This is a genomic window from Glycomyces niveus, from assembly GCF_017592475.1.
Taxonomy (GTDB): domain Bacteria; phylum Actinomycetota; class Actinomycetes; order Mycobacteriales; family Micromonosporaceae; genus Glycomyces; species Glycomyces niveus.
The window spans coordinates 134592-153069 of sequence record NZ_JAGFNP010000004.1; the positions used below are offsets into that span (position 1 = coordinate 134592).

20 protein-coding genes are annotated in these 18478 nt (G+C 73.0%); 8 read left to right on the forward strand and 12 right to left on the reverse strand.

Annotated features, from left to right (window positions below; all coding sequences use genetic code 11):
- Positions 1–81: 81 nt before the first annotated feature.
- Positions 82–765, reverse strand: coding sequence for an NAD(P)-dependent oxidoreductase (locus tag J5V16_RS09030; protein WP_208495776.1), 684 nt, complete (start codon positions 763–765; stop codon positions 82–84).
- A 96-nt stretch (positions 766–861) separates the two neighbouring features.
- Between J5V16_RS09030 and J5V16_RS09035 the strand changes: the two genes are divergently transcribed.
- Positions 862–1590, forward strand: coding sequence for a TetR/AcrR family transcriptional regulator (locus J5V16_RS09035; RefSeq protein ID WP_208495777.1), 729 nt, complete (start codon positions 862–864; stop codon positions 1588–1590).
- Here the strand turns inward: J5V16_RS09035 and J5V16_RS09040 are convergent, their stop codons facing one another.
- From J5V16_RS09040 to J5V16_RS09050, 3 genes are all read right to left on the reverse strand, one after another.
- Positions 1591–3555, reverse strand: a complete 1965-nt coding sequence (locus tag J5V16_RS09040) for an ABC1 kinase family protein (RefSeq protein WP_208495778.1) — start codon at positions 3553–3555, stop codon at positions 1591–1593. It abuts the gene before it with no gap.
- Positions 3556–3700: 145 nt separating this feature from the next.
- On the reverse strand, positions 3701–5743 hold the full coding sequence (locus J5V16_RS09045) for a glycosyltransferase (protein WP_208495779.1): 2043 nt from the start codon (positions 5741–5743) through the stop codon (positions 3701–3703).
- A gap of 52 nt (positions 5744–5795) precedes the next feature.
- On the reverse strand, positions 5796–6539 hold the full coding sequence (locus J5V16_RS09050) for a hypothetical protein (protein ID WP_208495780.1): 744 nt from the start codon (positions 6537–6539) through the stop codon (positions 5796–5798).
- On the opposite strand from J5V16_RS09050, the gene J5V16_RS09055 reads away from it, so the two are divergent.
- On the forward strand, positions 6528–6998 hold the full coding sequence (locus tag J5V16_RS09055; protein ID WP_208495781.1) for a hypothetical protein: 471 nt from the start codon (positions 6528–6530) through the stop codon (positions 6996–6998). The two genes, J5V16_RS09050 and J5V16_RS09055, sit on opposite strands and share 12 nt — an antisense overlap.
- Before the next feature lie 37 nt (positions 6999–7035).
- Here the strand turns inward: J5V16_RS09055 and J5V16_RS09060 are convergent, their stop codons facing one another.
- A complete protein-coding gene (locus J5V16_RS09060) occupies positions 7036–7572 on the reverse strand; it encodes a gluconokinase (protein WP_307792906.1) in 537 nt (178 codons plus the stop codon).
- On the reverse strand, positions 7569–8807 hold the full coding sequence (gene manD / locus J5V16_RS09065) for a D-mannonate dehydratase ManD (protein ID WP_208495782.1): 1239 nt from the start codon (positions 8805–8807) through the stop codon (positions 7569–7571). Before manD ends, J5V16_RS09060 begins: the two co-directional genes overlap by 4 nt.
- 226 nt (positions 8808–9033) lie before the next feature.
- Here manD and J5V16_RS09070 point away from each other — a divergent pair, with 226 nt between their 5' ends.
- Positions 9034–9666: an HAD family hydrolase gene (locus tag J5V16_RS09070; RefSeq protein ID WP_208495783.1), complete on the forward strand. Its 633-nt coding sequence runs from the start codon at positions 9034–9036 to the stop codon at positions 9664–9666.
- A 59-nt stretch (positions 9667–9725) separates the two neighbouring features.
- Here J5V16_RS09070 and J5V16_RS09075 read toward each other — a convergent pair whose 3' ends face one another.
- Entirely contained in the window at positions 9726–10556 is an 831-nt protein-coding gene (locus J5V16_RS09075) for a phosphotransferase (protein ID WP_208495784.1), read from the reverse strand.
- A 307-nt stretch (positions 10557–10863) separates the two neighbouring features.
- Between J5V16_RS09075 and J5V16_RS09080 the strand changes: the two genes are divergently transcribed.
- Entirely contained in the window at positions 10864–11178 is a 315-nt protein-coding gene (locus tag J5V16_RS09080; RefSeq protein WP_208495785.1) for a DUF6355 family natural product biosynthesis protein, read from the forward strand.
- A gap of 24 nt (positions 11179–11202) precedes the next feature.
- On the opposite strand, the gene J5V16_RS09085 is transcribed toward J5V16_RS09080, so the two are convergent.
- Positions 11203–11568 carry a hypothetical protein gene (locus J5V16_RS09085; protein ID WP_208495786.1) on the reverse strand — a complete coding sequence of 122 codons (366 nt, stop codon included), beginning with the start codon at positions 11566–11568 and terminating at the stop codon, positions 11203–11205.
- A gap of 150 nt (positions 11569–11718) precedes the next feature.
- Here J5V16_RS09085 and J5V16_RS09090 point away from each other — a divergent pair, with 150 nt between their 5' ends.
- Entirely contained in the window at positions 11719–12894 is a 1176-nt protein-coding gene (locus J5V16_RS09090; RefSeq protein ID WP_208495787.1) for a hypothetical protein, read from the forward strand.
- A 188-nt stretch (positions 12895–13082) separates the two neighbouring features.
- A complete protein-coding gene (locus J5V16_RS09095; RefSeq protein ID WP_208495788.1) occupies positions 13083–13625 on the forward strand; it encodes a glyoxalase superfamily protein in 543 nt (180 codons plus the stop codon).
- 4 nt (positions 13626–13629) lie between these two features.
- On the opposite strand, the gene J5V16_RS09100 is transcribed toward J5V16_RS09095, so the two are convergent.
- Together J5V16_RS09100 and J5V16_RS09105 are read right to left on the reverse strand one after the other, a co-directional pair.
- Positions 13630–14277 (reverse strand): response regulator, encoded by a 648-nt coding sequence (locus tag J5V16_RS09100; RefSeq protein WP_208495789.1) that lies wholly within the window; start codon positions 14275–14277, stop codon positions 13630–13632.
- Positions 14274–15431 (reverse strand): sensor histidine kinase, encoded by a 1158-nt coding sequence (locus J5V16_RS09105; protein WP_208495790.1) that lies wholly within the window; start codon positions 15429–15431, stop codon positions 14274–14276. The genes J5V16_RS09100 and J5V16_RS09105 overlap by 4 nt, the downstream gene beginning before the upstream one ends.
- Positions 15432–15578: 147 nt before the next feature.
- On the opposite strand from J5V16_RS09105, the gene J5V16_RS09110 reads away from it, so the two are divergent.
- Together J5V16_RS09110 and J5V16_RS09115 are read left to right on the forward strand one after the other, a co-directional pair.
- Positions 15579–16481, forward strand: a complete 903-nt coding sequence (locus J5V16_RS09110; protein WP_208495791.1) for a CPBP family intramembrane glutamic endopeptidase — start codon at positions 15579–15581, stop codon at positions 16479–16481.
- Between the two features lie 13 nt (positions 16482–16494).
- Entirely contained in the window at positions 16495–16701 is a 207-nt protein-coding gene (locus tag J5V16_RS09115; RefSeq protein WP_208495792.1) for a hypothetical protein, read from the forward strand.
- A gap of 13 nt (positions 16702–16714) precedes the next feature.
- Here the strand turns inward: J5V16_RS09115 and J5V16_RS09120 are convergent, their stop codons facing one another.
- Both J5V16_RS09120 and J5V16_RS09125 read right to left on the reverse strand, forming a co-directional pair.
- Complete coding sequence (locus J5V16_RS09120) at positions 16715–17833, reverse strand: FUSC family protein (protein ID WP_208495793.1); 1119 nt, start codon at positions 17831–17833, stop codon at positions 16715–16717.
- Between the two features lie 80 nt (positions 17834–17913).
- Positions 17914–18387 (reverse strand): SRPBCC family protein, encoded by a 474-nt coding sequence (locus J5V16_RS09125; RefSeq protein WP_208495794.1) that lies wholly within the window; start codon positions 18385–18387, stop codon positions 17914–17916.
- Between the last annotated feature and the right edge of the window lie 91 nt (positions 18388–18478).

The following is an 18478-nucleotide window of genomic DNA, read 5'->3' on the forward strand; positions in this document are numbered from 1 at the left end:
CCGGTCGGCTACCCGTTGACGCCGCGCACGACACATGCGACGGCGAAGCGGTGCGCGGGCGGGGGTCCGCCCGCGCCGCGCTCAGTAGCCCACCGTGAAGCGGCGCTGCACGTGGCGGGCGGTCTCGGCCTCGTCGACGGCGGCCATGGCCAAGTCTTCGAGGCTGATGTCGCTCGTGCCGTCCGCCCGCACCAGCAGTTGGTCGCCGCCCACGCGGAACCGGCCGGTGCGCTCGCCCGGGAGGATGAGCCCGGCGGACGGGCTGATGTAGGTCCACTTCCGGTTCGACGTGCGGTACACGGCCAGGGCGTCGACCCCGGCCCTGACGGCGTTCGCGTACTCCACCGGGACGCCGAGCGCGTCGGGCAGGCCCTCGGCGAACCCCTCCACGTCGACGACCATGAGGCCCGGCGCGACCTCCAGGCTCCCGGCGCCGCCCATGACGATGAGCCGGGTGTCCGGATGCGATTCGAGGGCTTTCACCATTGCCTTCGCGGCCCTGGGGAACACGTCGGCGTTGGCGATGGTGTCCGGGACACCGCGCCCGGCGTTGATGGCCTGCACGACCACGTCGAGGCCGCCGATGGCCGCCGCGATGCTCGCGTGGTCGAGGACGTCGGCGACGCGCCAGGTCACCGCTGCGCTCTCCTCGCCGGCCCGCTCCGGGCTGCTCGTGAAGGCCGTGACCTGGTGGCCGCGCTCGACCGCTTCCACCACGATCCGCCCGCCGATGCCGCCGGTCGCGCCGAAGACTCCGATCCGCATGGGGTGCTCCGTTCTCAAGATTCAACGGCGAGTAAAGATTGAACGCCGCGTAGTTTCAACACGGAGCATAGTTTCCGCACGGGGTATGCTGTCAACGTGACGGACACGACTCCCCCGGCCACTGCGCCCACCGCGGCCCCGACTCGGCGGCAGCAGCTCCGGCTCGACACCACCGCCGAGATCAAGCGGGTCGCCTTGGCGCTCTTGGCCGAAGGCGGACCGGACGCGATCTCCCTGCGGGCCATCGCCCGCGAGATGCGCATGACCGCCGGGGCGCTGTACAGCTACTACGCCACCCGCGACGACCTCATCACCGCGCTGACCAGCGATATGTACACCGCGCTGGTGGACCGGGCCGAGGCCGCGCGCGACGCGCACCCGACCGAGGCGCCCGCCGCGCGGCTGCGCGCGTGGGGCGAGGCGTTCCGGGCATGGGCGGTCGACCACCCGGCCGGATTCCGGCTCGTCTACGGCGACCCCGTGCGCGGCTACCGCGTGCCCGAAGGCGGCGCCGCCCCCGAGGCCGCGTCCCGGGCTTGCGCCGGGCTCACCGGTCTCGTCGCCGCCGCCTGGCCGCCGCCCGGAGCGGACGCCGACGAGTACGCATGGGACGACTTCGACCCCGGTCTGGCCAACCTCGTGCAGGAGAAGTTCCCCGGCCTGCCGCCCGCCGCGGTCGCGCTCGCCCTGCGGGTCTGGGGCCGAATGCACGGGCTCGTCGCACTGGAGGTCTACGGCCACTTGCGTTCGCAGACGAGGGATCCGGCCCGGCTCTACCGGGCCGAGCTGCGCGACCTCGCCCGCTCGCTCGGCCTCGGCGACTGATCAGTCCTGGCGCGAACGCCTCGTGAAGATGTCCGCGAGCACCCGCAGGGCCATCACCGAGGCGATCAGCAGCAGCGACAGCCCGAAGAACTGGTACAGCGTGAATTCCGCGGTCAGCGCCGGGCCGTTGTCGTTGCCCAGCAGCATCACCGCCATCAGGCCCGCCGCGGCGGCCAGCACCGTCAGCAGCGTCTGGTGCAGCCACGCGGTCACCGTGCGCCGGTCCTCCGCCTTCGCGAAGAGCCGGAAGTTGACCGAGACCTGGCCCGCCTCGACCGAGGCGAGCAGGCGCTCGAGCCGGCGCGGCAGCTTGCGCAGCACCGGCAGCAGGTCGTGGACCTCCTCGACCACCAGGTCCTGCACGGCCGCCGGACGCAGCCGCCGCTCGGCGTAGCGCTGGCCGATGTCGCGGGCCTCGGCGATGAGGTCGAAGCCCGGGTCGACCGCGGTGAGGCAGCCCTCGAGCGTGGCGAGGCTGCGGAACACGGCCGCGAGCTCGGGCGGGATCACGATGCGGTACTTGGCGATGATGCGGAACAGCTCGGTGAACATCCGCAGCCCCGGGTTCGCTCCCGGCACCAGGTGGCGGGCCATGAACGAGCCGAGTGCGCGCTCGAACCCGGTCTGGTCGAGCTCGTCCGGCCGACTCGAGACGCTGATCAGGGCGTCCGCGAGTGCCGGGCCGTCCTGCCGGTCGACCGCCTGCAGGATCGCCTCGAACGAGGACCGCAGCTCCCTGTCGAGCCGCCCGACCGAGCCGTAGTCGATGAGGCCGACGCGGCCGTCGTCGAGGAGCATGAGGTTCCCCGGGTGCGGGTCGGCGTGGAAGATGCCGTCGACCATGATCTCGTCGAACATCTCGCGCAGCAGCGCCGCGGCGAGTTCGCGGCCGTCGACGCCGCGGTCGGCGAGGCAGGCCGAGCCGAGCGGGACGCCCGGCAGCCGCTCCATCACCAGCACCTGCTCGTCCGAGAGGTCCGCGTGCGGCCGGGGCACCCGGACCTCGGCGCTGCGGCGGTCGTGCGCGGCCGCGACCTGCGCGAGGTTCCGCGCCTCCACGGTGAAGTCGACCTCCTCCCGCAGGGCCTCGGCGAAGCCGTCCGCGAGCCCGAGGACGTTCATCGAACGGCCCCATGAGGTGTGGCGGTCGAGGCTGCGTGCGAGGCGGCGGATGATGTCGAGGTCGCGTTCGACCGCCTGCTCGGCACCCGGGCGGCGCACCTTCACGACGACGGCCTCGCCGCCGTGCAGGACGGCGGTGTGGACCTGCGCGATCGACGCGGCCGCCACGGGTTCGAGATCGAAGCTCGCGAACACCTCGCCGATCGGCGCGCCCGCCGCCGCCTCGACCAGCGGTACCATGCCCTCGCCCGGGACCGGCGCGGCCTGGTCCTGCAGCTTCGCGAGCTCCGCGATGTACACGGCGGGAAGGAGATCGCGCCGCGTGGACAGGATCTGCCCGAGCTTCACGAACGTCACCCCGGCATCGTCGAGCGCCCGGCGCAGCGCCCGCGCCATCTCCGCGTCCTGCTCGGCCTGGCGGCGCCCGCGCAGCAGCCCGGTGAGGCCGTGCCGCGCCGCGATCCCGAGGATCTGCACGTACCGGCGGGTGCGCCGCGACCGCGTCCGCAGGCCCTTGAACCAGGTGCGGACCGGCGGCACCGCCCCGGTCGGGACCACCGCCTCCCACACCACCAGCATGATCATCGCGATCACCGGCGCGGTCACGAAGACCAGGCCCCACAGGGCGAACGCGCCCGGCATCTCCTCCGAGGTGGGCTCCCGGTACCGGAACGGCTCCATCAGGGCCGCGAGCAGCCCGTACTGCATGACGCTGTAGCCGCACACGCTCACCACGATCAGCCGCCACACCGTGTACCGCACGTCGAGCAGCTTCGTCGCCACGTACGCGACGGCGGCCGTGTTCACGGCGATGCCGAACACCGACAGGATCAGCTCGGTCATGAAAGGCCTCTCAGGGGACGGGACTGCGCTCGCCCGCACACGCTACGCCGACCGGACCATCGGCGCGGCACTGTGGCCCGTGCCCCCGCACAGGTCCGCACCGACGGCGGCGCTCGTCCTGGAATCGGCCGCGCCGCAACGGGACTCAGCGAGCGAGGGCGAGCGGGGCCGGCGCCTCCGGCACCGCGGCGATGTCGAGGTAGACGCGCTCGAAGTCGACCAGTGTGGACTCGAGGTCGTGCACGGCGATGAGTTCCAGGCTCGCCCGGCCCATCGCGGCCAGGCCCGCCTCGTCGGCGAGCATCGACCTGAGGCGGTGGGCGAGTTCGGCGATGTCGCCCGGCCGGTAGAGCCAACCGTTGCGGGCCGGCCGGACCAGGTGCGGCAGCGCCATGGCGTCGGCGGCCACGACCGGCAGGCCCGCGGCCATCGCCTCCATCGTCGCGATGCTCTGGAGCTCGGCGGTGCCGGGCATGACGAACACGTCGGCGCGCCGGTACGCCTCGACGACTTCGTCATCGGTGAGGAAGCCGTGGAAGGTCGCCCGCTCGGCGAGGCCGAGCCGGGCGGCCAGCGCCTCGAGGCGGGGGCGGACGCTGCCGTCGCCGACGATCTCGACGCGCACGTCAGGCGGGAGGAGCGCGGCGGCTTCGAGCAGTTCGTGGACGTTCTTCTCGGCTTCGAGGCGGCCGACGAAGAGCAGGGTCGGGCGGCCGTCCGGGTTGGCTTGCGGTCCTGCGTACCGGGCGCGGTCGATACCGCATGAGATGGCCATGACGGGCCGGTCGAGGCCGTTGCGTTCGAGGAGTTCGGCGGCGCGCGGGGTCGGGGTGGTGCAGACGGTGGCCGCCCCGTAGACGCGGGCGAGGTCGCGCCAGGCGAGGTCGGCGAGGTGCCGGTGGGTCCAGCGCGGCAGCGGGCCGAAGCCGAGGAGGTTCTCGGGCATGAAGTGGTTGGTGGCGACGACCGGGATGCCGGCGGCGGTGGCGGCGCGCACGGCGGCGCGGCCGACGATGAAGTGGGCCTGGGTGTGGACGACGTCGGGGTCGATTCGTTGCAGCAGCGCGCGTACGGCGGTGGCGGCGCGCCAGGGCGGGCAGTACCGGAAGTCGGGGTGGAAGGGCGTCCGGAGGGCGCCGATGCGGTGCATGGTCACGCCGCCGACAGTGACGGTGCGGGACTTGCCGCTGGTGGAGGGGCAGACGACGTGGACGTCGTGGCCGCGGGCGGCGAGGCCGGTCGCGAGGCGGTGGGCGAAGTTGGCGGCGCCGTTGACGTCGGGCCAGTAGGTGTCCGCGGTGAGGGCGATGCGCAGCGGGCCGCCGCCGTGCTTGCGGCGGGCGGGCGCGGGGTCAGTAGGGCGGGGCGGGAGGGCGCGGGCGAGGACGACGAGCCCGGCGACGGCGGCGAGGCCCGGCACGGCCATGGCGGCGAGCGTGCCGGCGGAGGTCTCGTCGAATGCGAAGGCGCCGATGAGGACTGCGACGAGTGGGTCGACGATGGTGACGGCGCCGACGACGGTGGCGGCCGGTCCGGCGGCGTACGCCTGGTGCACGAGCCAGGCCCCGGCGAGCGCGGCGACGGCGGCTTCGGCGATGACGGCGGCGGTGAGTTCGGGCGGCAGCGGGACGGCGGCCGCCGCGCGCACGAGCGCGGAGGTGAGTCCGAACAGGACGGCGGCGGCGACGGCGAGGAGCGGGCTCCGCCATCGGCCCTTGACTGCGAGCGCGACCGCCGCGAACGCGACTGCGGCGAGCAGCGTCCAATGGGCGGCGGCGAGATCGGCCGCGGGCGCGGTGACGCGCGCGTCGCCGCTCGAGCCGAAGATCGGCATGGCGGAGAGGACCGTCAGTCCGGCGATGCCGGCGGTGCTCAGCGCCAGCGCGGCGATCACTGGGCGGGTGAGCGCGGTGCCGGTGAAGACGACGGTGAGGACGAGGGCGATCATGCCGATCGGCTGCACGACGGCGAGGGGCGCGAGGGCGAGGGCGGTGATGTGGAGCCCGGAGCCGGCGACGACGAGGCCGGTCCCGGCGTACCAGGCGGGCGTGCGCAGGACGGTGCGGAGCGCCCGCAGCCGCAGAACCGGGCCGGTCGCGGAGCGGGTGACGGCGCCGTGCTGCAGGCGGGCGGCGAGGGCGAGGCAGCAGGCTCCTGCGGTGGCGAGGGCTATGGCGAGTATGAGCATGCGTCTGACTGTGGGGCCCGCACATGAGATCTCGTTGAATCGCGGCGGCCGATCAGGTGAAGAACCGGCGTCGCGCGTCCGCGCCGGTCCGGGGCTGAGCGTCCGGGCGGGGCGGGATGAAGTGCGACTTCCCTTGCCACGAGCCGTGTTCGGAGAGGGGCCGGAAGCGCAGGGTGGTGAACTCGCGGTGGAAGTCGCGCCGGTCCCGTTCGGCCATGGCCTCGTGGTGGCGGCGGGCGGTGTCGCCGCGGTCGCGGCCGAAGACCATGCCGGTCATGGCGCGGGAGCTGGTCCAGATCGAGAACGTGGAGACGGTCCGCGGCGGCCGCATGGCGGCGAGCGCGAGGGTCGTCTCGGGGTGGTCGCGCACTTGGCGTTCGACGGGCCGCCCCCAGCGGATGAACCGCGGCAGTTCGGGGAGGCGCACCCGGGCGAGGGTGACGGCGACGACCGGTTCGGCGGGGTCGGTGCGGCCGGTCTCGGCGGGGAGGTGCGCGAGCTCGCGGACCTCGCCCCAGCGGCGCAGGTAGGCGAGCCGCACATGCCAGCCGCTGCTGAGCGCCCGTCCGAGCGGGTGTTCGGCGAGGAACGCTTCGAGCGCTGCCTCGTCGTCCCATTCGGCGAACACCGCGAGGTTGCGCACCTGCATCCGCCGCGGGGACACCACTGGTGCGCCCAGTTGCATCCCCGCGAGCACTTCGACATGGACGAGCCCCGGCGCCGCGGGCGCGCGCAGCAGCGCCCCGAGTGCCCGGCCGAGCGGTACCCGCGCGAGGTGGAAGGAGTGCATGCCCATGAAGGCATCCAACCCGAAATCAAGCCGGGCCGCGACTCCCCGTCCGCGAAGTGGCGTCGATCCGCGATGGCGCCCGTCGCCGAACACCGGTCAGGGCGGGTGCGAACGACGCCGTGGGAGACGCCGACGCAGATCGCGGCGATGGCCGCGTACGACCGCCGCCTGTTCGAGCGCTCGGGCGACCTCATCGCGATGGTCCGCGACGCCGGCCGCACCGAGCCCGAACTCGCCGCGGTCTACCGCGATGCGCGCGGCCGCGCCGACGCCTTCCGCACCGAAGTCTTCGCCTCCTGGCCTCATGGCGCCCTCAGAACCGATGTGGCCGAATCGGTCGAGGTATACGCGGCTCTGTGCAGCATCGACGTCTACACCGATCTCACCGAAACCCGCTCGTGGAGCCCGGACCGAGTCGAATCCTGGTGGGCCGCGGCACTGCCGCGCGAACTCCTCGCCGACTGAATCGCGGCCGGCGCCGGCCGGCCGCCACTGGCCGGGGTCACGAGCCGGTCGGAGGAGCGCCGTTGCGGCGCAGGCGCAGTGCGATGGCGTCCGCGGTCTGCTCGGGCGTGCCGTCTATGGCGACGGTGAAGCCCGGTTCGTCGGCCTCGAGCGGTTCGAGGACGGCGAACTGCGAGTCGAGGAGCCCGGTGGGCATGAAGTGCCCGGCGCGGGCGGCCATGCGCGCGGCGATGAGCTCGCGAGAGCCGTCGAGGTGCGCGAACCGCACGGGCGCTTCGGCACTCGCGGCGATGGCCTCGCGGTAGGCGCGGCGCAGCGCCGAGCAGGCGACCACGACGGACCGGCCGGCCGCGAGGCGTTCGCGGACGGCCCGGCCGACCGCTTCGAGCCAGGGCCAGCGGTCCTCGTCGGTGAGCGGCGTGCCCGAGGCCATCTTCGCGACGTTCGCGGCGGGGTGCAGGTCGTCGGCGTCGACCATGTCGGCCCCGAGGCGTTCGGCGAGGAGGTTCGCGACCGTGGTCTTCCCGGAGCCGGCCACGCCCATGACCACCACCGCGATCCCGTTCCCGCTCACCAGTCGTGGACCGTTCCGTCGGCGAGGCGGTTGTACGGCAGGTAGGCCTGCACGTACGGGTACTTCCCCGCCTCGTCGGTGTCGAGCTCCACGCCGAGGCCCGGCCGGTCGCCGGGGTGGAGGAACCCGCCTTCCCAGGTGAAGGACTGCTGGAAGACCCGGTCGGTCTTCGCACCGTGCTGCATGTACTCCTGGATGCCGAAGTTGTGGATGCTCAGGCCCAGGTGCATCGCGGCCGCCATGCCGACCGGCGAGATGTCCGTGGGGCCGTGCATGCCCGACTTGATCTGGTACTGCGAGGCGTAGTCGAGGACCTTCTTCAGGTGCGAGATGCCGCCGGTGTGGGTCACGGCCGAGCGCACGTAGTCGATGAGCTGCTCGCGGATGATCTGCTGGTAGTCCCAGACGGTATTGAAGATCTCGCCGATCGCGAGCGGCGTCGTGGTGTGCTGACGGACCAGGCGCAGGGCCTCCTGGTTCTCGGCCGGGGAGACGTCCTCGAGCCAGAACAGGTCGTACGGCTCCAGGGACTTGCCGAGCTTCGCGGCCTGGATCGGGGTGAGCCGGTGGTGGGCGTCGTGCAGCAGCGGCAGCTCGGGCCCGAACTCGTTCCTGACCGCCTCGAACACGGTGGGCACGTGCCGCAGGTAGGAGCGGGTGTCCCAGTCCTCCTCATTGGGCAGCGCGCCGCGCTGAGCGGGCTCGTGGTCGTACCGGACGCCTTCCATCGCTTCATAAGTGGCGTTGGAGGCGATCCCGTAGATGGACTTCAGCCCCGGGACGCCGGTCTGGACGCGGATCGCCTTGTAGCCCTGCTCCTGGTGGGAGCGGATGGAGTCGAACAGCGCCTCGTTGTCCTTGCCCGAGGCGTGGCCGTACGCGAGGAGGCCGTTGCGGGAGGCGCCGCCGAGCAGCTGGTAGACGGGCATCCCGGCGGCCTTGCCCTTGATGTCCCACAGCGCCATGTCGACCGCGGCGATCGCGGCCATGGTGACGGGGCCGCGCCGCCAGTACGCGGACCGGTACAGGAACTGCCAGGTGTCCTCGATGCGGTGGGCGTCCCGGCCCAGCAGCAGGGGCACCACATGGTCCTTCAGATAGGCGACGACCGCGAGTTCGCGGCCGTTCAGGGTCGCGTCACCCAGGCCCGTAAGGCCTTCGTCGGTGGTGAGCTTGAGGGTGACGAAGTTCCGGTCGGGGCTGGTGACGATGACTTCGGCTCTGTCGATGATCAAAGCGTGCTCCTAAGCGGGTCGGCCGGGCCTGCGCCCGTCGAGGCCGGTCCGGCGACGGCGCAGCGCGCATCCCGCCGACTTCGGCCTTTCGCGAGTGAACACGCCCTTCTCCTCGCCGTCAACCCGGTAGCGCCGGAGCCGGTGGCGAACTCGGCCTTGCAGCGGCGGCGGCCGGGCCGCCGCCCGGCTAGACTTCCCGCGCAAGCCGACGGAAGCGAGGCAGCAGGTGAAGCAGTTCGTCCTCTTCGACCACGACGGCGTCCTGGTGGACACCGAGGGGTGGTACTTCCGGGCCGGGGAGCGCGCGCTGGCCGAGGTCGGGTTCGCCCCGGACCGCGATCAGTACCTGCGCGACATGGGCCGGGGCGTCGGCATCTGGGCCCAGGCCAGGGCGGCGGGCGTCGACGAGGCGACCGTCGACCGGCTGCGCCTCGTCCGCGACGGGTACTACCAGGAGTACCTGCGGACCGAGGCCATCGAGATCGAAGGCGTCATGGAAGCCCTTGCGGCGCTGTCGAAGCACGTGCGCATGGCGATCGTGACGACGGCGAAGCGCGCGGACTTCGACCTCATCCACGAGCACCGCCGCATCAGGGACTTCATGGCGTTCGTGCTCGTCCGCGACGACTACGAGCGCTCCAAGCCGCACCCGGAGCCGTATCTGACCGCCTTGGAGCGCTTCGGCGCCGCGAAAGCGGACGCCCTCGTCGTCGAGGACTCGGCCCGGGGCTTGCGCTCGGCCGTGGCGGCCGGCATCGACTGCGCCGTGGTCCACAACGACTTCACCGGCGGCCAGGACTTCTCGGGGGCGAGCCACCGTATCGGCTCGCTGGCCGAACTGGAGGCCATCGTCCTATAAGGCCGGTCCGCGTCCCTCTTTCGCCGTGCCGGACAGCCTTGCACCGCAACCGGTCCCGCCTAGTCGCGTGCCCTCGCGGCGCGGATCTGGTCGAGCCATTCGATGCCGAGGCGGCGGCCGTCGGGGAACTCGTCGGTGCGGTCCCACCGCCAGGCCGTGATCATCGCGAGCATGAGCAGGCGGCAGCGGCGCAGCAGCTCCCGGTCGGCCCCGGGGTAGTGGTCGCCGACCGCGTCGGGGGCGTGGGCGAGGTCGAACTCGACCGGTCCTCGGCAGCAGGTCTCGAAGTCGATGAACCGCGGGCCGCCCGCGGCGGCGATGAGGTTGCCCGGGTGCGGCTCGCCGTGCAGGAGCTGGTCGGCGCCGCGCCCGGTGACGGCGTCCCGCATGTCCCGCAGGGTGTCCGAAAGGAACCGGCGGTCGGCGGCTCCCAGTTCGGGCGACTGCTCGGGGTCGGCGACGAGCCGCTGGGCCTCTTCGACCCGGTCGGTGAAGTGCGGTGTCGGGACGTCGACCTCGCGCATGCCGGCGTGGAGCCGCGCGAGCGCCGCTGCGTACTCGTCGGGCGGCATCGTCTGGGGTCCCACGGGTTCGTAGTACTGCCAGAAGGTGATGTCGAAGTCGTCCCGCGCGTAGACGCGCGGGGGCACGCGCGGATCCGGCGCCGCCACCGGGCAGCCGGCCTCGGCGAGGCGCCGGGCGATGTCGAGTTCGAAGGCCGCGTCGCCGTAGGAGGCGGGCGCGACCCGGGCGAAGACGTCGCCGGGCAGCAGCCGCAGCGCGAGCTTGTTCGAATCGTGCAGGACGACCGCGTCGTCGGCGGCGAGGCCGAGCCCGGCCGCGGTCGAGGTCGCCGCTCGCATCGCGCGCAACCGCTCTGGCGTCCGCATGGTGCCTCCTCAGGATCCCCGCACACGGTAGCGGCTGCGGCCCGGGCGGACCACCGCTTTTCAGTCCGCTTGCGCCGCAACCGGTTCGTCGGCGCGGATGATGGACTCGAGCATGGCGTGCGCGGCTTTGAGCTCTTCGATCGACCGGGCCATGCGCTCTCGTTCGCGTTCGAGCCCTGCGCCATCTCGTCGCAGGTCGGGGCCAGGCGGGCCGCCTGTCATTCCGCCCCATTGGTGCTTACTCGTCCTGATTCGCCCAGTGCTAGCCTGCTCGCGACCATCCACATTGATGCAAGGGGGAAACTCGATGAGGTTCGACCGGACCGCCGCGACCATGCTCGCCGCCGCCGCCCTGGCGACGGCCGGCAGCCTGGCGCTGGCCGCCCCGGCGTCCGCCGCGCCCTGCGGCTGGCAGGGCGACGGCACGCAGGACTACAACCACTGCGGCGACACCAACGTCATGCTGACCGTCGAGCACGTCTTCGGCGACGACGACCACTTCTGCGCCAAGCCGGGCATGAACAACATCAACGCCGGCAACTCGCCGTACAACACCTGGCGGACCACGTACGCCTATTACGCCGGCGGGCCCACCAACTGCTTCTACGGCTGGTACCGCTAGCGGCCGAGTTCCGGCGGGGCGCGGTCAGCCGCTCCCGGCTTCTGAGCCGCCCGCAGCCTCGCCGGCCTCCGCGATCCGCCGCACCTGGACGACGTCCCGGTACGGCATGATCACCCCGAAGAACCGGGTCTCGACCGGCGGGCGGGTCTTGGTGATGATCGTCGTCCAGTCGCCCACCGGCTCCCAGCCCCACTCCTTCAGCCGCGAGTCGGGGAACACCATGCCCTGGAGTATCCGCAGCCGGTCCGGACCGCGGAGGAACGCCTCGTCCCCCGGGTCGCGGACCTCGGCGAGGCCGATCGTGTAGTGCTGACTGAAGCCCTCGCTGTCCGCGGTGACCACTTGGTCGTGGACGGCCCAGACCGTCTCGGGAAGATCGCTGTCGCTCATGGGGGCACCTCGATTCGGGAAGCGTGCCCTCAGCGTAGTGAACCCGTCACGGTTGTCAATCCCAAAGCGTGCGACCGTGGGAGCGCGGCCCGTACCGAACCGTGCCGCGCCGTACCCTTGCAGGGCAACGGCAACCGAACGGAGCACCCCTTGTCGACACCCTTCGTCCGACTCCCGGTCCTCGTCCTCGCCCTGGTCGCGGCCGCCGCCTGCACCGGCCCCGAGGAGGATCGGCGCGCCTCCATCGACGATGAGTCCCAGCTCCTCGAGGTCGTCAACGAGAATCGGCGGCTCGAAGCCGAACTCGCCGAGTCCGAGCGCCGCCTCGTCGAAGACTGCCTCGAAGAGCAGGGCTTCCCCGTCCACGACCAGGTGGAACTGGCGACCCGCTGGCATGTGGCCGAGCAAGAGGCGCTGGTCGAGGACTACCCGTTCGCGTCCTTCCTGCCCGATCCCGAGGCCGCCGCCGAGTGGGGCTACGGGCAGTGGGCCTACTCCGGCGAGGGCTGGGCGAGCGGCGCCGGCGATGCGTTCAACGAGGCCACCGGCGCGGACCAGCCGTGGCTCGACCTCGACAACACCGCGTTCGACGACCTCGCTTTGGAGGAGAAGCGCGCCTGGTACGCGGCCTTCGGCGGCGAGGAGTACGCCGCGTCGATCGGCGCGTTCTCCAGTGGCGCAATGGCAGACGACGACTCGACCGAAGGCGGCGACGACGGTGCGATCGTGATCGACCCCGAGCTGCAGGAGGCCGTCGCGCCCGGCGGCTGCCTCCTCGAGATGGTCGAGGCGGTCCACGGCGAGGCCGAAGCCGTACCCGCTACGGGCGGGGCCGTGGGCACCGTCTGGACCTGGGGGCCGCGCTCGCCGCAGGAGGCCGCGGACTGGGAGGCGCTGCGCGAGGCCTACCGCGAGGCGGTGATCGAACCGGAGGCGGCGTTCCTCGAGTGCGTGGCCGCGGGCGGCTGGGGCGACTGGGAGTTCGACCGGACCGGGGGCCTCCCGGTCGCGGCGTACTTCAACCAGATCTACTACCCCGACAGCGAGATCATCACCGTCCAGGACGGCCTCGTGGTCGAACCCGGCTCGGTGCCCGAGCCGCCCGACGACCTGCCGTCCGACCTCGAATCGCAGCAGGCGTACGAGATCGACATGGCCCTGGGCTTCATCGACTGCGCCGAGACCACCGGCTACCGCGAGGCCGCCGAGGCGGCCTACCACCGGGTCCACCTCGACCTGTTCCTCACGATGGACGAGGAGCTGTACGCGTACCAGGACGACCTGCGCGGGGTGATCGCGGCCGCCCAGGACGTCTTGGGCGGGTGACGCCGGCGGCGGTTGACCGGGACCGACCGCGGTCGCTATGCTGGCCGCGGCTGATGCGGCCGGCCGCCTGCACCCTCCGGGGGACGGTGAACGCATCGCGATCCGTTCGGCCTCCCCTCCTTCCCAGCGGCGAACATGACGGCAACGCAGGCACTGGACATGACCTTCGCTGCGAGAAGGACGACCTCATGCGCGATTTCCGCGACGCCAAGACCATGGCCAAGACCCTGCGCGCCGAGCTGGAGCGGCACGGGCCGACCGGGCTCACCCACAGCCGCAGCCTCGAGATCGTGGCCCGCCAGTTCGGGTTCGACGACTGGAACACCCTGGCCGCCAAGCTCGCCGCCGAACCGGCCCGCCCCGGCGGGGCGGCCCTCGGTTCGCCCGTGCCGATCCTGCGGATCTTCTCCGAGGCGAAGGCCCGCGAGTTCTACCTCGACTACCTCGGCTTCCGGGTCGCCTGGGAGCACCGGTTCGAGCCGGGCATGCCGCTGTACCTGCAGGTCGAACGCGGCCGGACCGTGCTCCACCTGAGCGAGCACCACGGCGACGGCAGCCCGGGGGCCGCCGTCTTCGTGCCGCTGACCGGGCTGGACGCGTTCCGCCGGGAACTCGCGGCCAAGGACTACCCGTACCTGAACCCGGGTGTCGAGGACGTGCCGTGGGGCGCCCGGGAGATGACGCTCGTCGACCCGTTCGGGAACACCTTGCGGTTCAACGAGTACGACTAGGCCGCTAGGGGTCGGCGCGGCCGGTGCGCCAGCACCAGGCCGCGATCCCGACCCGGTTCGCGGTGCCGAGCTTGGCCTGGATGCTCGCCACATGGGTCTTCACCGTGCCGACCGAGATGAACAGCTCGGCGGCGATGTCGGCGTTCGAGAGCCCGCGCGAGACGAGCCGGGCCAGCTCGGTCTCCCGCGGCGTGAGCGGGTTCGCCTCTGCGCCTTTGCTGCTGCGCGGGGCGAGGTGCTTGAGCAGGCGGACCGTCACCGCGGGGCTGATCAGGGACTCGCCCGCCACGGCGGCCCGGACGGCCTCGGCGAGGAGCGCCGGGCCCGAGCGCTTGAGGATGAACCCGCACGCGCCGGCCTCCAAGGCGGCGTGGACGTACTCGTCGTGGTCGAAGGTCGTGACGACCACGACCCGCACCGGCGCCGGCCCGGTGTCGGCGGCCAGCAGCCGCGTCACGTCGAGTCCGTCGAGGCGGGGCATCCGGATGTCCACCAGGGCCACGTCGGGGCGCACGGAGCGGGCGAGAGCGAGCGCCTGGACGCCGTCGGCGGCCTCGGCGACGACGCCCATATCGGGCTGGGCGTCGATGAGGCGGCGCAGGCCGCGCCGGACCGTGTCCTGGTCGTCGGCGATGAGCACCCGGATCGTCACACGGCCTCCCGCGCCAGCGGCAGCGTCGCCTCGACGAGCCACCCTCCACTGTGGGGTCCTGCCCGCAGTTCGCCGCCGAGCGCTTCGAACCGGGCGGCGAGGGCGACCAGGCCGGTGCCGCCGTGGCCCTTCAGGCGCGGGAGCCGGTGCCGGACGCCTTCGCGGGCACCGGCATCGGCGACGCGGACCGCCAGCGCCGCCGGATCGGCGGTGAGGGCGACCTCGATCGCGCCGGCGTGCGGGGCGTGCCTGCGCACGTTCGTCAGCGCCTCGGCGACCAGCCGGTACACCGCGTCGGCGGCTTCGCGCGGGACCCGGTCGGCCAGGTCCGGGTCGAAGTCGAAGCGGACCGGAGTCCTTGCGGTGGCGGCGAACCGGTCGACGAGTTCGGGGACGTCGGCGACGCCGTAGGTGCGGGTGTCGGGCGTCTCGCCCCTGAGCATGCCGACGGTCCGGTCCATCGCGGCGAGGGCTTCGAGGCCGGCGCGTTCGATGCGTTCGAGCGCTTCGGGGGCCTGCGCGGGGTCGCCTTCGGCGCGCGTCGCCTGCGCTTCGAGCACGATCCCGGTGACGTCGTGCGCGACCAGGTCGTGCAGGTCCCCGGCCAGGGCCAGCCGCTCGTTCCGCCGCGTCTCGGCGCGCGTCCGCTCCCGCCGCCGGACCGCGAACCGCCAGGCCGCGCCGGCCCCGATCGTGGCCAGGGCTGTGAAAGTCCCAGCGGCGGTGAAGAAGACGTGCTCGGTCCAGGTCGCGTCGGTGTCGCGCAGCATCCGCAGCGGCTGCACTGCGAGCGCGGCCGTGACCAGCACGGCGGCACCGGTCGCAGGCCAGGCGGGCGCGTGCCGCACGGCGAGCACCGCCAAGGCGGCGAGCGCGGCGAGTTCGAGCAGCACCCAGGCACCGGCCGTCCCTGAGACGGGGCCGCGGTGCAGGGCGGTGCACAGCAGCGAGACCGCCGCGGCCGCACCGGCGGCGACGCCGGTGCGCCGGTACCGGCTCGCTTGCGCGCCGGGGGCGGCGAGGAGGACCGTCGCGGCGACCGCGGGGAGCACCGCGGTCCATGGCGCCGACGCGACGGCGACGGCGCCGCCGACCACCGCGGCGGCCGAGACGCCGGCGCCGAGCGCGCGGCGCATTGCTGACCTGTTGACCATGCCGGGAACCGTACCCAGCGGCGGCGACCCGCGACCTCTGCCGAAAGACGGATCTTCCGTCCGCGCGATCCCTCCGATGACGGATGCACGACGGGGCCTCCGGAAACGCAGTCTGGACGGGTTCCGCTGTTCCCCAAGGAGATCGAGATGAACCCGACCCTGTCCCCGCCGCGCCGCGGCCCGCTCGCCCGCCTGATCGCGGCCCGGCCCCTGCTGAGCTTCTTCGTCCTCTCGTTCGCGCCGTCGTTCGCGTACGAGATCGTGTGCATCCTCGTGCTGCGGCTCCCGCTGGTGCCGTGGATGTTCGCCGCGCCGTTCATCGGGCCGTTCCTGGCGGCCTTCGTCGTCACCGCGGCCGCCGACGGCCGCGCCGGCACCCGGGCGCTGCTGCGCGACCTCGTCCACTGGCGGGTCGGCGCCCGCTGGTACGCCCTCGTCGCGCTCGGCCTGCCCGCGTTCCTCATGTTGTGCGTGCTGCCCCTGCCGGGCGCGCTGGCGGCCTTCCGGCTGGAGCCTGCCGCGGTGCCCGAGTGGACGGTCGGCTTCGTCATCGTCCTCATCGTCGGCGGCCCGCTGGGCGAGGAGCCCGGTTGGCGCAACTTCGCCACCCCCCGCCTGCAGGAGCGGTTCGGTCCCGCGCTGGGCACGTTCGTCCTCGGCGTGATGTGGGGGCTGTGGCACCTGCCGCTGTTCCTGATCGAGGGCTACAACCACGCCGGGCGCGACCTCTCCGCCACGATCGTCCCGTACCTGGTGTTCCTCGGCTTCACGGTCGCCATCGCCTACCTGTTCACGTGGTTGTACAACCGCACCGAGGGCAGCGGCCCGATCGCGATCGTCGCGCACACGTTCTTCAACGTGACGCTGCTGCCCGTCCTCTTCCCCGGTGTCGACAACAGCCTCCGCTACGAGGTCGTGCAGCTCGCGGCCTTCACGGTCCTGGCCGTCGTCCTGCTCGCGGCGACACGCGGCCGCCTCGGCTGGCGCGGGCGGAGCGCAGCGCCGCGCATGCGTGGGCGCTCCCCGGTCGGGTACCCCCACGGGTCCTAGCGAAGGGGGAGCCATGACCGAATGGCGCGCGAACGAGAGCGGCGAGCGGCAGGAGCCCGTCCCGGGCGATCCGGTGCCGGACGGGCCGACGCGGCCCGATCCGATCCAGCCGTATCCGGACCCGAACGATCCCAGCCCGACGCCGCCCTACCCGGAGCCGACCGACCCTGACCCGAATCAGCCGGTCCCGGGCGAGCCGGCGCCGCCGCTCGGGAGGTAAGGCCCGCCGCAGGTCAGGCCGCGAGTTCGTGGAAGAGGCGGCGCACGGCGGCGAGGACGGTCGCCCGGAGCTCGCTCACCGCGGGTCCGGCCTCCCCGTCGTGCGCCCGGGCCTCCAGCGCCTCCAGTGGCGAGGCGTCGGCGGGGGCCGGGGACGCGTCGTCGCAGGGATGCTGGAGCAGGTGCGCGACCTGCCGCTCGTGGGCGTCAGCGGCGGTTTCGAGCGCTGCCGCGCAGGCCCGCCGGTAGGCCGGGTCGAGTGCGGTTTCGTGCATCGCGCGGCGGGTCCTGCCGTCGAGAAGGTCGGCGAGGGTCTTGGCGGCGTTGCCGACCCGCTGGTGGTGTTCGAGCGCGGCCTGGCAGCGGTCGAGGACGGCGTACTCGTCGGCGGTGGACTGCGGATTGAGCCGGAGGCTGTTGCGGGCCCGGTCGAGGGCCGCCGCAGTGTCGGCTCCGCGCGTCTCGAGCGCCTTCGCGCGCGCCGACCAGTCGCCGTCCTCGGTGCGGTCGCGGCCCGAGCGGAGCGCGGCGGCGACCTCCCGCAGGAGGCCGGCGGTCGCGGCGGCGTCGCGGTGGAGGCGGGTGCCGACCGCGCGCACCCGGCCCGGGGGCACGAGCAGCAGGTTCAGTCCGATCCCGACGCCGGCCCCGAGCGCGGTCTCCACCAGGCGCGCCAGCACGTAAGGTTCGTCCACATTGTCTACAGCGACCATGAAGAGCGCCGTGAACGGCACGTAGAGGCCCTGGTCGTCCAGGCGCGGCCAGTGGCTCAGCAGCAGCGCGACCGGCACGCAGACCGCGAGCGCCAGCTCCCTGCCGGGCGTGACGGCGACGGCCGCAACCGCTACGGCAACCCCCATGGCGACCGCGGCCATCTGACGCAGGCCGGTGAGCGCCGACCAGTGCACGGTCGGCCTGACCACGATGAGCGCCGCCCACGGCGCGAGGTACGGCTGCGGCAGCGCGAGCACCTGCGAGGCGATGAACCACGCGAGCACGGCCGTGACCGCGGCCTTGAGCGCCTGCAGCGCCGTCTCGCGCGCCCACGTGTCGCGCCGCGCGGCCGCCCGCGCGAACCGCCATGCCCCGCGCAGGTCGCCGCGGACGCCGCTGCTGACAGCGTTCGGCTCCATCCGGCACGCCTTCCCCGAAACGGCGGCCGCTATGCCTCCCCGCGGCGCCCGTCACGGCCGACCCCGCCCGGAGGCCGTGGTCAGCCGGACTTCGCCTTGGCCTCGGCCAGGCGCGCGAGGCGGCGCAGGGTCTCGCGGTTGCGGGGCGCGAGCAGCTTGGCCTGCAACGGGTCCGGGAGGGCGGCGACCGGCCCGTTGACGGCAAGTTCGGTCATCCTGATCGTGGCGCCCTCGCCGTCGGGGGCGATGTCGAAGCGCACGCGGGCCTTCCCGAACGGCCACATGCGGGCCTCGAGGACGAGCAAGTGCGGCGGATCGACGGCGGCGACGCTCGTGTAGTCCTTGATGACCAGCGGCCAGGGCCCGATGCTGTGGCGGATGCGGGCGCCCTTGGCGGGCCAGCGCTCGTCGGCGTCGCGGATGCTGGAGGCGCCGACGACCCAGGACGCGTAGTTCCAGCCGTCCGCGAGTACCGCGAACACGGCTTCCGGGGTGGCCGAGACGCGCGCGGTGACGCCTCGCTCCATCGCGTCTGACGCCGTCTTACGACTCATCGTGCACCGCCTTCGTCCGGTGCGGAGGACGCGACTCCGCGTGCTCCGCGCAAGTGGAGGTACCCGCCGCGGCGGGCCGTAAAACCTGGTC